The 12356-nt window shown below is 51.3% G+C and carries 10 protein-coding genes; 5 read left to right on the forward strand and 5 right to left on the reverse strand.

Annotated elements, in window-relative coordinates; genetic code table 11:
- Positions 1-28 precede the first annotated feature (28 nt).
- Positions 29-694 (forward strand): response regulator transcription factor, encoded by a 666-nt coding sequence (locus tag AC07V4_RS20480; RefSeq protein ID WP_492636707.1) that lies wholly within the window; start codon positions 29-31, stop codon positions 692-694.
- A 557-nt stretch (positions 695-1251) separates the two neighbouring features.
- Here AC07V4_RS20480 and AC07V4_RS20485 read toward each other — a convergent pair.
- From AC07V4_RS20485 to AC07V4_RS20505, 5 genes are all read right to left on the reverse strand, one after another.
- A complete protein-coding gene (locus AC07V4_RS20485) occupies positions 1252-1926 on the reverse strand; it encodes a DUF1120 domain-containing protein (RefSeq protein WP_492636708.1) in 675 nt (224 codons plus the stop codon).
- A 147-nt stretch (positions 1927-2073) separates the two neighbouring features.
- Positions 2074-2658: a DUF1120 domain-containing protein gene (locus AC07V4_RS20490; protein ID WP_457385349.1), complete on the reverse strand. Its 585-nt coding sequence runs from the start codon at positions 2656-2658 to the stop codon at positions 2074-2076.
- Entirely contained in the window at positions 2612-5143 is a 2532-nt protein-coding gene (locus AC07V4_RS20495; protein ID WP_492636709.1) for a fimbrial biogenesis usher protein, read from the reverse strand. Before AC07V4_RS20495 ends, AC07V4_RS20490 begins: the two co-directional genes overlap by 47 nt.
- A 62-nt stretch (positions 5144-5205) precedes the next feature.
- On the reverse strand, positions 5206-5925 hold the full coding sequence (locus AC07V4_RS20500) for a fimbria/pilus chaperone family protein (protein WP_177022825.1): 720 nt from the start codon (positions 5923-5925) through the stop codon (positions 5206-5208).
- A gap of 271 nt (positions 5926-6196) precedes the next feature.
- Complete coding sequence (locus tag AC07V4_RS20505) at positions 6197-6982, reverse strand: substrate-binding domain-containing protein (RefSeq protein ID WP_492636710.1); 786 nt, start codon at positions 6980-6982, stop codon at positions 6197-6199.
- Between the two features lie 212 nt (positions 6983-7194).
- Between AC07V4_RS20505 and AC07V4_RS20510 the strand changes: the two genes are divergently transcribed.
- The 4 genes from AC07V4_RS20510 to AC07V4_RS20525 all read left to right on the forward strand — a co-directional run bounded on the left by AC07V4_RS20510 (position 7195) and on the right by AC07V4_RS20525 (position 12165).
- Positions 7195-7872, forward strand: coding sequence for a response regulator transcription factor (locus AC07V4_RS20510; RefSeq protein WP_492636711.1), 678 nt, complete (start codon positions 7195-7197; stop codon positions 7870-7872).
- Complete coding sequence (locus tag AC07V4_RS20515) at positions 7850-9259, forward strand: sensor histidine kinase (protein ID WP_492636712.1); 1410 nt, start codon at positions 7850-7852, stop codon at positions 9257-9259. Before AC07V4_RS20510 ends, AC07V4_RS20515 begins: the two co-directional genes overlap by 23 nt.
- A gap of 85 nt (positions 9260-9344) precedes the next feature.
- Positions 9345-10565, forward strand: coding sequence for a D-alanyl-D-alanine carboxypeptidase family protein (locus AC07V4_RS20520; RefSeq protein ID WP_492636713.1), 1221 nt, complete (start codon positions 9345-9347; stop codon positions 10563-10565).
- A 1204-nt stretch (positions 10566-11769) separates the two neighbouring features.
- The gene (locus tag AC07V4_RS20525; protein ID WP_457385335.1) at positions 11770-12165 is read left to right on the forward strand and encodes a response regulator; all 396 of its coding nucleotides are present in this window, start codon (positions 11770-11772) and stop codon (positions 12163-12165) included.
- The last annotated feature ends 191 nt before the right edge of the window (positions 12166-12356 follow it).

A 12356-nucleotide genomic window follows, 5' to 3' on the forward strand; every position in this document is an offset into this window, starting at 1 on the left:
GGTCCATACCGAGTGACGTCTGAACGCCATGAAGCCTATACGTGTTGCATTACTCGACGACCATGCTGTCGTTCGCCAAGGTCTTGCCAGTTACCTAGGCGACGCCCCCGGCATAGAGATCGTCGGGATATATAAAAACAGCCGGGAACTGATGCGCGGCATGTCTACAGTGCCCGTCGATGTGCTTTTGCTGGACTTCGTTCTCGGTCGCGACGAGCTTGATGGTGTTTCATTGATTCGCGCTTTGCGGGTTCGCTTTCCTGCCTGCCGGATCCTTGTGCTGTCAACTCACCACGATCCGGCCACTGTCTCGCTGGCCCTGCGAGTTGGAGCGCGCGGATTCATTGGCAAGGATGAGGATCTGACATACCTCGCCAAGGCTATCCGGGTGGTGGCTTCCGGAGTTGTTTACCTAAGTGCAGAAGCTTCTTATAAAGTAGTCGATGGCATCCAGCAAAGTGACAATTCACCTCAATTAATCAGCAGTGACACTAACGTGCTGCAATTGGCTTTACTGTCGGCGCGTGAGCAGGAGGTTATCCGCTGTTATCTCGACGGCATGACCATCACGGAAATCGCCGAGAAGTTCAACCGCAGTATAAAAACCATCAGTACGCAGAAAGCCACAGCTTTTCGCAAACTAGGAATAACCTCTAACAATGGGTTGTTCAAGATAATGAAGGCACTAGAGTAGCCTGTGAAGTTTTACGCATATCCGTAGGTTCATTCTTGAATTTGAGAAAGCTCACAAGTTATTGCCTGTGAGTTTTTTTTGCGGCAGCTACATAAAATCTGTAAAAGGAAAATCATGATGTCAGAAAAAAGCGGAGGCTCGAGAACGGCGAGGAGTTTTTCTCTATTATGGAAGATGGTCTACCTCGCTAGACATCAAAGCAGCGTTAGGATTATTTCACGCCGACAGCATCATGATTGATGCGGCGGGGAAAATGCATCGTGGTAAAGACGCCATTGCCCTTGAGTAGGAAGGGTTCTTCAGCCTCGGATTTCCTGTATGCAGTACCAGGCGACATTTGTTTGTCTATGGCGATATGGCTTTGCAAATTTCTGATTGGAGTCTTAGTGGTGTTAGCGGGGACGGAACGATAATAAACGTAGGGGGGTACTGCGACCGATGTTGTATGTCGCGGGCATGATAATATCTGGCGTTGCGCAATCGATAATACATAATGAGTAGAGAAATAGCGTGGGGCAAAAGCCCGTAGCGAATAAACGCTACGGGCCGATTTTGTATTACAAATAGACTAACTCTAGCGTGGCTGAACCGTCCAGAGACACATCGCTGCTCAGATCCAGTTCAGAACCTTTATTCAACGCGGCCTGCACGTTTAAAGTACCTGACAGAGTTTTGAATGCGATTGGAGCGCCAGCGGTTGTTGCCGACCATGACATGAGAACAGAACCATCATTTGCAATACCTCCTGAACTTGAGTTTAGCCATGTAGTGCCGGAGTTTTTGCTGAAGGTTGATTCAACTTGGGCGCCGTCAGCAGTGAAGTCATTTACGGCTAAGGTCATCGCATAAACACCAATATTTTTTCCGGACGCATTGCCCAAACCAAAGGCACCGATTTCATTCAAGGCTGGCCTGATTTTCTTTACTGCTCCAGGGACTCGTGTGCCCGCACGATTATCTATAGCCTTCAGCGCAACTTTTGTCGGTGCATTGCAAACAATAGTGAACGCAACATTTTTTTCAGGCAACAGGGTAAAATCGTTTGTGCTCAAGTCAGTAGAGCTGTGTGTGCCGTAATCGATAGTGCCACCACCCGCCAATGTCGGAGTGCAGGCGTTCGGAATAATAGTGCCAATTACTTTTACCTCAACCGATGCAGCATGTGCACCCAAAGAAAAGGCTGTCGCAGTAGTGGCGAAGGCCCATGCGGCGAGTTTTGGATTGAAGCGCATTTTTATTTCTCCGTTACGAAAAGTTAGGTAGGTCTGCTCCAATGGCAGAGTGGCTGGCTTCCATTCCAGCTGAATGCTATTTTCTTATTAATTATGTTTGTGAAGCTCTAGGAACAAGCCTAAAAATAAAAGTCGATATGCAATCTTCTATTGTGTATCCAGTGTCAACCTACCGAGCCCTTCAAGTACGGTGATGTCGCGCGCATATGTCTCTGTGTCACTGATATACGTTTGAATTTCAACCTGAGCCAAAAAAACTTTGCCAACAGCCCGCTGACCTTGAACCATAGTTGTCACCACTTGATTTGGGCGCAGTAGCTCCGTTGGCGATAACGGCCTGGCACTGCCAGCCTGAGCGAGTTGCACGGTATTTCCATCCAGCGTTGCGTTACTCAGCGTTATTGTGAAATGGCCTTTATCGGCAAACCGGTAGCTATTCAAATCCGCCGCTTGTCCCTCAAACCGCAATCCAAAGCGGGTTTCTTCGCGACAGACCACCGTCAGGTTTAGTTGCCGGTTTCCGAGGGCAATCGGAACACTCCCGCGGATATCCATATCGCTCCGGTTAAGTGTGCCGTAATCGACCTCCGGGTTGCTCAAACGCATTTCGCAGTCGGCCGCGAACGTACTACTGGCAACCAGGGTAAGCGCAGTGCCAAGCCATCGCGCGTAATCTGTACTGGTGCTACGGCGCATAACAAACAGCCGATGCAACATCGTAAAAAGCGTCATAGTCAGTCTCCTTGGGGAAGTCGATCTTCAGCAGGCAGGACTTTTCATCAGTGAGAGAAACCCTCAGTACTTCAGTAGGGGCCAGGTCAGAAAGAAAGATGACGCCCTTGTCCAGAACCGTCGTAAGGAAGTGGTTTTTGTCATCGAGTACCGAAGAACCTTTGGGCAGCGGTTGTCCTGCTGTGTCGGAGGCGTTAATCAGGATGCGTTGAACTTTGATGACCTTGAAGTCGAGGTGACTCACCGAACCACGGCCGGCGCCAATCCTCTGGAAGCCGTTCTGTAGGTCGATCCGTTTCGGCAGCGATTTTGTTTGCACCTCGACACGGCTATCTCGGTAGGCACTCAGTTGTGGCACCACTGCTTTGCCTTTGTAGTCAGTCCACACCGGGCCATAAGGTGTCGACACCTTGACCCCGGACAGGTCGCCGACGTCCACGATGCCGAAGGTGTCTTGCACCGGATATGGCGAGAAGGTCACCCCATTGTGATGTGCTACTACGCCGCCGGAGACTCGAGCGTTGTAGTTCTTGCTATCCGGGCCTTGGGCATAACCCAGGTCCACGCTGGTGAAGCGAGGAATGGCCGAGAGGTTGGCGGTAGAATAGTTGTCACCCCGGTCGCCAGTGCTCTCGGTGCTAAGGCGATAATTGAACTGGTCATTGATGGTTTCGGAATACGTTGCACCAAAACGCTGGTTGTCGCCGCGTCGGCTGGCATAGGTGCGCACGCTACGGGACTGACCCAGGGGCACGCTGACGCTGAAGTAGATTGCGTCGTCGCTGTCACCCTGACTGTTGGACGAGCCGCTTAATGCGGTTTCCACGGTGGCAGACACAGTGGCATGTTTGAACGTTTTCCCCCAAGAGCCCACCAGGCGGTTGGTAGAGTCGCCATTGAAGGTACGGCTGGGTGAAATGGACACGTTGAAGCTGCCCAGCGTGCTATTGGACCAGCCCAGCGAGGCACCGTATTGGCTCTTGTAGCGGCGGTTGTACCAATCGTCATCAGCACGCAATGTGGTGTCGGACAGTTCTCGATAGCCGGTGGTCTGCTGGGTAGCCGACACACTGCCCGACACGGCCTCGGTGAAACGCGTGCTCAAGGTGACACTGGCCTGGGTGCCTTTTACGTCTTCCTTGGCTGTGTGGGAGTAGAGGTTACGCACACTCAGGCTGGTGTCCTTTGCGAGGTTGGTGTCCACGCCCCATCCGGTGGATTGATAGTCGGTGGCTGCCATCAGCCCGGTAGTAGCGGTCAGGCTTTCACTCAGGCCCCAGGTACCGGTGCCGGTAATCACCCAGGGTTGGTTCTCATCATTGGCGCCCTGGTTGCGTATCTTGCCGGCAGAAAAGGTGTAACCAGGTCGGACTGTAACAGCGTTGCGAAATGACGCTGCTGACACGACGTAGTTTCGCTCTGCGCCAGTGATGTCTCGCACTTTGACGTCCAGATCGGAGTTGCTGTTGAGCAACGGTATATCGCTCAGGCTGAACGGTCCTTCCGGCACGATCGTGGTGTAGATCAACGCACCGACCTGACGTACTTCTATCGTGGATTGTGCATTGGCGATGCCCTCTACCCGTGCCCCGGAACGGGCCGACCCCAGTAGCGCCGTTTCGGGCAGTATCTGCACGCCGGTAATCGCCCCCCCGGAAAAAAGCGGGTTGTTGATATTGATCTGCCCGACCTGCAGCAGGGCCTTTTGCTCGGTGAATGTGCGTTGCGCGTATGCGTATAAATGTTCGAAGCTCTCTCTGTCGTCGCTCTTGCTATAAAGCTGGTGACTGCGCACGATCCAGTTACTCATGTTGAACCCCAGATCGGTCGAGCCCGACAGGTAGTCGCTAGACTGCGAACCGAATTCCGAACGCATGGCCATTACGTCATAGTTGAAAAGGGCAGCAGTGCCACCACTGCTGAAGTTCGTAATCTGGGACGCATCGCTCTGTAAGGCATGCTGCGGGACCACTAGAAAAATCTCATCCTTGTTCGGGTGCAGGCTGACCTCGGTTTGCGGGTACGCTGCCACAAAGTCATAACGTTTTTCGGTGGCGTCCTTTGAACTCAGCACGTACTGCGAACCGGGAACCTTCAGACGGGCCTTGGTCAGCAATGCCTCGTCAAAATACAGCTCTCCGTGGTTGTCGAACCGGGCATCCACTCTGCCCAGCTTGACCCCGTTAACCACTAGTGAAGCCACGTGCGCGCCCTCCGTAAACCGCGCGGGCTCGCGAAAATAATCAGCCAGTTTGGGGTCAATGCCGCGTGCTTTAAGGGTTTGCATATCGAACCTTGCGAAATCGCCGCTGGCTTGCCCAGCCCTCTGCGACATGTCCGCCTGGGCGGCAATCGGCGTAAGCAAGAGTGCGTTCCAGATCGCGTACGCAAGGGGCGCAAAGATCGGTAGGAAAGGGCGCTTGCTTTGTTCAGGCACGAGTTTGCAGCGGCCACCCTTATAGGTAGCCAGGAAAGGCTTTTTCATGGTTTAGGACTGCTAGGTAGAAACAGGCGGGGAGTGCAAAAGCTGTTGACTATTGCGCGTGCTCAGTAACTAGTAGTGGCATCGATAGGCGCTTCGTACTTATCGACAGAGAAACCATAGACCGTGCCAGGGCCGATGGTTACCGAGCTTGAGTGGATAGCTTCAGGTGCCAACGCCATCTTCAATGTCTCACCAGGCAGGACATAGGTGCGTGGCAGCAAGGCCGTCTTGCCCGAAGGCTTGAGTTTCAGCTCTTGAGACAACCGCACGACATAGGCGCTGTTGTTGATTACCACCAGCTTGCCGTTATGGATACCCCATTTCAGCAACTTCCAAGGCTCACGGTTAGGCTCCAGACCCTTGGGGTGAACGATCAAAGGTAGGTTCTGACGCATGCTGACACCGACAGTCGAGCGACCTTGGCTGTTGAGTTTTGGAGCGATGCCTTCAAAGATTACGCGCTTGAGTCGCTGGGTTGTCACCGGCTCGCCTCCTTGACGCAGGAAACGCACAAGCTGGGTTTCACCGGCCTCAACACGGGTGACGGGTGGAGTCAGCACTACCAGGGGCTCGGTGTCCTCGGGAATATTCTCGATAGTCGAATACAACAGTGCCGGAGTGCCGTCGGTGTTCTTGACGTTGATGCTGGTTTCACCTTCGGCCTCATACAATATCACCACAGAGGTCTCAGGCTGCATACCGGTCGCGTAAATGAACGGTGCGGCTAGCGCTGCAGCCGAACCTGCCAACAGGGCACACAAATGTTTTTTGGAGATAGTCATGTCTATACCTCATTGAATTGCCGCCAATCGATGAGTTCAGATGGGGCGCTCATTGAGGTGAATTATGAAAGTCCGGTACTAAGCAAAACATCGGAATAGGATTAAAAGTGAGATGAGCTGCCGATAAATCGTGCCTAGGAGGCTAAGCCCTCAAGAACTCGATGGCATAAGCTTGAGTCAGCAAACAAAATCGCCCCCTCAAATGACCAACCACAAAGCAGCTACAGTCCTAGCAGCGGTCCAATAGCGAGCACACAGCTCCTAGCAAGGCTCATCGAACAGGTGTTAATCCGCCGAGCTTCATGGCACTCCTAGCGGCTTCTGAACTGAGGAACTTCAATAGCTCGGCAGCCTCCTCTTGCTGCACGCTGCCCGTGATGATGGCCGCTGAGTACATTGTCATTTTCTGAACCTGATCGGGGATAAGCCCAATCACATCGATGCCTACCATGTGCATCAGCTCACTCAATTGTTGGAAGCCTATCTCCGCTTCGCCACGGGCTACTGCTTCTGCGACAGGCTTCGCGGAAATTGTTCTGGTCTTGATCCTCAACCTTTCTGAGATGTGCATTTGAGGGAAGAGAATACGTGACAGGTATGTTCCGCTGGGCGTATCCGATAGAGCCAGAGACTTTGCGTTGAGCAACGTCTTTTTGAAGTTCTTCATGGTGCTTATATCGGGCTTTTTAGCGCCTTTGCGGACGGCCATGGCAATGAAAGACTTGGCAAGGTCAATTCGACTCGCTTTTTGCAAATGGCCTTGATCTATAAGCTTTCGCAGCTCCCAGTCCTCCATGATTACAACATCTGCTTTTTGACCACTCTCCAACAGATTTTCGATTGCCGTTGGCGTATTGCCTGTGGGTGGGGATTCTTTAGTTACCAGGCTGATTCCCGTCGTTTTTTCATATAGGGGGGCTATGGATTGAATCGCCGCGATGAAGCCTCCTGTCGTAAAGAGGGTAAGCGTTTTGGTGGGAGTGGCATCCTGTGCCTCAATGCCATCTGCAAATAGAAACAAGCAAGCCAATGCGAGCCTCAATAAGGTCTTCGTCATGACGGGATATCCTGAATCGAGCATAGAGATGAGATTTAGCAGTGGGGGCGCGAAAAAATAGGTACCTTTCAAGCAATGACGAAATTAAGGATGGTTAAGAAATATTTAGTTTACCGTCCGATGCACCCTACCTAGGCTGCACTGATCTTTAAAGCCTACGGCGCTTGGAGCTCGCTTGAGCTTTAGGTTTGCAATCGTTGTGTGGAGTAAAAATGAATCGCGCGCTGGTGATAGAGGACGATGAGGTTACAGCCAAGGCTATTGTTAACACGCTGGCCTCCCATGGATTCGAAGTTCTATGGACGGCGAACGGTCGTGATGGATTATCAGCGGCCATTTCTGGCGGCCATGATGTGATAACACTTGACCGAATGCTGCCTGATTTCGATGGTTTGACGATAATCAGTACGCTGCGAAGCCTCGGTATTCAGACGCCAGTCTTGATGATCAGCGCATTGTCAGATGTCGATGAGCGGGTCAAAGGGCTTCGTTCAGGGGGCGACGACTACCTGACCAAACCGTTCTCTACGGTCGAAATGATAGCCAGGGTGGAAGTGCTGCTGAGGCGCCCGCTTGCCGGTGTGAGTGAGCGCCTACTAAGCGTCGGCAACCTCCATATTGATCTTATTGAGCAGTCACTCAGTCGCGAGGGCATGCAGATCCCACTTCTCCCAACCGAGTTCAAACTGCTCACTTATTTCATGCGCAACGCGGGTCAGCTGGTTACTAGAACCATGCTTTTCCAGGCAGTTTGGGGATATCACTTCGATCCAGGCACGAACATAATTGATGTCCATATCGGTCGCCTGCGTAAAAAAATCGAGGGTGGAAATTCACCCGTTATTCAAACAATACGCGGTTCTGGTTATGTTCTTGCCTCCCAGGAATGAGCGTTGGCGTTCCTCCAATAGCCGCCTTCTTGGGCTCTACGCCTTGTTTTTTATCGCTTGGGGAGCCGTTTTTACAGGTGTGCTTTATTGGAAAATATCAACCTACCTCGGAGCTGTTGCCGAGCGGACATTGATGCAGCGAGCCCACTATTACCAAAAAATTGATGATGCCAGCCTAAAAGACGAGTTGGCCGCTAGTGAGGTGTATTCGACGGCGGGGATCGACGCCTACGGCTTATTTGAAGCTGACGGCACCCATATCGCCGGCGACCTGCTTCGTTTGCGAGCAAGTCTGCCAGGTGACGGCCAGGTACATTATCTCGAGAGAGGATTGAGCATTGCATTGCCACGAGAGCAAACCCGAAGCAGCCATGCACTGATGCAGCATCGTGACGATGGTCGAATTTTGATCCTGTCGCGCGATGGGGGCTCTATCTCCGCAGTCGGCGGTATTATCGAGCAAGCATTATTTTGGGGGTTTTCTCTTACCCTTATCCCTGGGCTGATCGGTTGGTGGCTCCTGAGGCGAAGGCCCTTACGCAGGGTACAGCGACTCCAAAGCTGCACTGAAAGTATCGTATCGGGCAATCTCGGCGAACGCCTTCCGCTGTCTCCACGCCGCGATGAGCTCGACATGTTGGCCAATGCTGTCAACGTCATGCTCGAGCATATAGAGCAGCTTATGCATGAGGTTAAGGGGGCCTGTGACGGTATTGCGCACGATCTGCGTACTCCCCTGACTCGCCTGCGTGCCCATCTTGATCAGCTACAGCAGTTACCCCTGGATAGCTCTCATGCAGAGACCTTGAACATGGCACTGGAAGAAAGCGAATCCATCATGTTGCGCTTCCAAGGGCTGCTGCGAATATCTGAACTTGAAGATACGAGGAGAAGATCAGGATTTGAATCTTTTCAACCTGCGGCCCTAATAACTCAGGTGCACGAATTTTTCGAGCCGTTGGCACAGGAAAAGGGGCTAACACTGCTCCTTGATATTTCAGCGGATCTTCCGGCTTTATCGGGTGATGTTTCTCTTCTGTTCGAGGCGTTGGTTAATCTTTTGGATAACGCCATAAAATTTACTCCCGAGGGTGGCGTCATTCACTTTAGGGGCTATCTGGCGGGTAACTCGCTCAGTATCGAGGTCTCTGATAATGGCCCTGGAATCCCTGATGAAGAACGTGAAAGCGTGATTCGCAGGCTTTATCGCGTCGACTCTACTCGCCAGCAACCTGGACATGGGTTGGGGCTTTCTCTGGTATCGGCAATCGTTCGGTTGCATGGATTCGTATTGAGCATCCAAGAATCACCGCATGGTTGCGGAGCCACGGTGTCGATTATCTGTCCTTTGCCAGAGGTGAAAGCATCTCTTGCCACGCCAAGTTAAATTTATTTTAACCTGGGTTAATTTGAGCGATCACAAGTCCTAACTTAGTTTGGTGCGTCTTTCTGCTACCCGAGGCGGGGCACTTGTGAAACACCCTAAATTGCGGCTTACACTCATTCTTGTGTGTTCTTTTTTGACACCAGCTTGGGCGGCTCCAGTATCAACCCCAAGTCCTGCGTCACCTACCCCGAGAGCGATGATCCCCGCAGCACCGCAACTGAGCGCAAAATCCTGGGTGCTTATGGATGTAGCGACCGGTACGGTTATAGATAGTCAAAACGCTGATATGCGCTTGCCCCCAGCCAGCCTGACCAAGTTGATGACGGTTTATGTCGCTACCAATGAGATACAGGCTGGGCGCCTCAAGGTCGACGACCCGGTCACTGTCAGTGAGAATGCCTGGAGAACGGGCGGTTCTAGAATGTTTCTTGATCCAGGCGCCGTTGTGTCTGTGCGAGACCTACTTCGCGGTGTGGTGATCGACTCTGGCAATGACGCCAGTGTGGCGCTATCTGAGCATATCGCGGGTAGCGAAGATGCGTTTGCTGGGTTGATGAATGTCACAGCTAATAAACTTGGGCTGGCTGACACCCACTTTGTGAACCCTACAGGCTTGCCGGCACCTGAACATTATTCTTCAGCTCATGATATGGCTCGGCTTGCACGGGCGATCATCACCGATGAGTCAGCTTACTACTCGTTGTACGCGCACAAATATTTCACCTGGAACAACATTCGCCAACCCAATCGGAATCTTCTCCTTTGGCGCGATCCGAGTGTTGACGGCCTCAAGACTGGCCATACTGAAGAAGCCGGATACTGCATGGTGACTTCTGCTGTTCGTGATGGGAGGCGCCTAATCAGTGCAGTATTTGGCTCGACCACGATGAACAGTCGTGCGGAAGATGCTCAAAAGATCCTGAACTATGGCTTTCGCAATTTTGAGACGAATACCTATCAGAAAGGCGGGAAAGTTTTAGCTCAACCGCGACTTTGGAAAGGCGACAAGGATGTAATCGCTGTTGGCTTGCGCGATGATGTGACACTCACGCTACCCAAGAATAGTGGTCGCAAGGTAGAAGCGCGCCTACACATTAATAACGCTCTACAAGCTCCTATTGCTGTCGGCGATGTAGTCGGGAGTTTTGAGCTGTATGACGGTGTAAATAAACTTACTACCCGATCACTCATAGCGTTAGAAGAGGGAGAAGCAGGTGGTTGGTGGGTGCGTACCTGGGACACACTCCATCTTTTTTTTGCAGGATTGTTTGATGTGAAGGACGACACGGGAGAAGTAAAGGCATGAATCTGGATTGATGATATCCAGCCGTGATTCAGCTCACTGACAACCTCAAATGATTCCCACTGATCTGACGTGGCAGGGGCGAAACCATCCACTTGAGTCAGCAGCCTCGATGCCCAATGATATTTGCCTCAATGACGCTTTAGCGTCGGCTCGAAATGTCAGCCATCACAAAGGGAGAATGCTCAATGGGTTGTCGCTTCCATGCCATTCATATCTGATACCGACCTAAGAGAACGTGTTAGCTGCATCATAGATCTGACTGAACTACACTCGAGTTTGCTGAGGGATCAGTCCCATCCGAAATACAAAAAGCCTGGCTTCGCACCGGGCTTTCTGTTTCTGTCATTCTGCGCAAGGCTTTACCCTGGACTGAAATCACAAACCAAATTTCATATCAGTCTATGGTCAATACTAACTAGATATCGTCTATCCAGTTAGATGTTTACTACAAAAGCGCAATTCCAAAATTTGTTATCAGAGATTCCGTACATCGCCTCCCTATAAGGTGGGACCAGTGCCAACCCAGGCCAGCCTCACTTCATAGGTGTCGGTCTGTACCACCGCATTCACGTTGCTCAGTGGCTCGATCCATAGCGTAGGCGGACTTGCTGTAGTGTGATGCACGAGAGCGAAGGCATGCAGCCATGTGCTTGTCGAAGGTTTTCAAGGCCATGCGTAATTTGCATCGTGTTGACGACGATAGAAATTTCGGATCATTCCTAAAGATTTTTTTTACCTCGATTGTCACTATTCAAAGCTGGATCGTTCATATTGTTTGCGGGCTATCTCTATGTAGCATTGACGTACTATGCAAGGGAGAATGAAGCTTCTCTGTCTTTAGAAAAGATTTTCGGTGTTGGATGTACCGACATGTGGCTGGTAGCGCCCTCGATTCGGCAGAGGCAGCATTGATCAATAGTGAGTGGCATTGGAAGATGCGGCGATTATTCTAGCTTGGCGCCAGCGAACCCTAAGCCCCGATACTTTCCACCTGCCGTCGGCGTGCTAGATCTAGCCACTGGAGAACCACAGGTCATTGGCCAACTGGGTGGATGACCAGCTATGACTTCTGAGAGAACTACTTGCCAAGAAAATAACTAATCAATTCTCTTGTAACTCGTATGCTTTTTCTATTTAGAAATAAAACTGTTTGCCTAACGCCGGAAGCAGCGAGGCATGGTAGCTTCGCTCATGGAATATGATCATGCCTACAAAGGCCTTGCGAATTATGATTTTCGACAAACGTCATTCTCAAAGACTGGAAGTCGAAAGGTTACTGAACGAACAGGGTTACTATCGTATAGCGCCGGTGGCAGCCTTTGCCGATTTTCTTCATTTAGTGGAATACTCACTCGTGGCTTTTGATCTTGTCGTCATGCATGGCGGCTCGATCGATGGAATGAGAGATGGTTTCAATCTTGATAGCTTCTGTCGTAATAGCCCCAACCTTTGTCATACCTTGATCTACGATGACCAAACTTTTGATGTAACAGAAATAGATTGGACGTCTTCACGGATCATCAGGAAGGTTCCCAGTCCTCCGAGTCGTATAGCGATAAGTAGTCTCATGGAGCTGATCGACCCACACAGAAAACGGTGAGTGTCGGATTCTGAGGTCTACCAGATCTGGGCTGCACTGGCACTAGAGCTTCTTGGGAAGGTGCAGCTAGCAGGCATTCACCCGTGCTTAGTAGACGAAACAAAAAATACGAACTGAATCGCCCCGGATTCTCTAGACACCTTGCAAGCTCATTGCGTAACGCTTTTCAAACTCTACCGGTGACAGCTGAT

It is taken from the genome of Pseudomonas sp. GW821-FHT03A09 (assembly GCF_059421065.1).

Coding starts and splice junctions, on each gene's coding strand:
- AC07V4_RS20480 (WP_492636707.1), top strand. CDS start 29: ATGAAGCCTATACGTGTTGCATTACTCGACGACCATGCTGTCGTTCGC.
- AC07V4_RS20485 (WP_492636708.1), bottom strand. CDS start 1,926: ATGCGCTTCAATCCAAAACTCGCCGCATGGGCCTTCGCCACTACTGCG.
- AC07V4_RS20490 (WP_457385349.1), bottom strand. CDS start 2,658: ATGACGCTTTTTACGATGTTGCATCGGCTGTTTGTTATGCGCCGTAGC.
- AC07V4_RS20495 (WP_492636709.1), bottom strand. CDS start 5,143: ATGAAAAAGCCTTTCCTGGCTACCTATAAGGGTGGCCGCTGCAAACTC.
- AC07V4_RS20500 (WP_177022825.1), bottom strand. CDS start 5,925: ATGACTATCTCCAAAAAACATTTGTGTGCCCTGTTGGCAGGTTCGGCT.
- AC07V4_RS20505 (WP_492636710.1), bottom strand. CDS start 6,982: ATGACGAAGACCTTATTGAGGCTCGCATTGGCTTGCTTGTTTCTATTT.
- AC07V4_RS20510 (WP_492636711.1), top strand. CDS start 7,195: ATGAATCGCGCGCTGGTGATAGAGGACGATGAGGTTACAGCCAAGGCT.
- AC07V4_RS20515 (WP_492636712.1), top strand. CDS start 7,850: ATGTTCTTGCCTCCCAGGAATGAGCGTTGGCGTTCCTCCAATAGCCGC.
- AC07V4_RS20525 (WP_457385335.1), top strand. CDS start 11,770: ATGCCTACAAAGGCCTTGCGAATTATGATTTTCGACAAACGTCATTCT.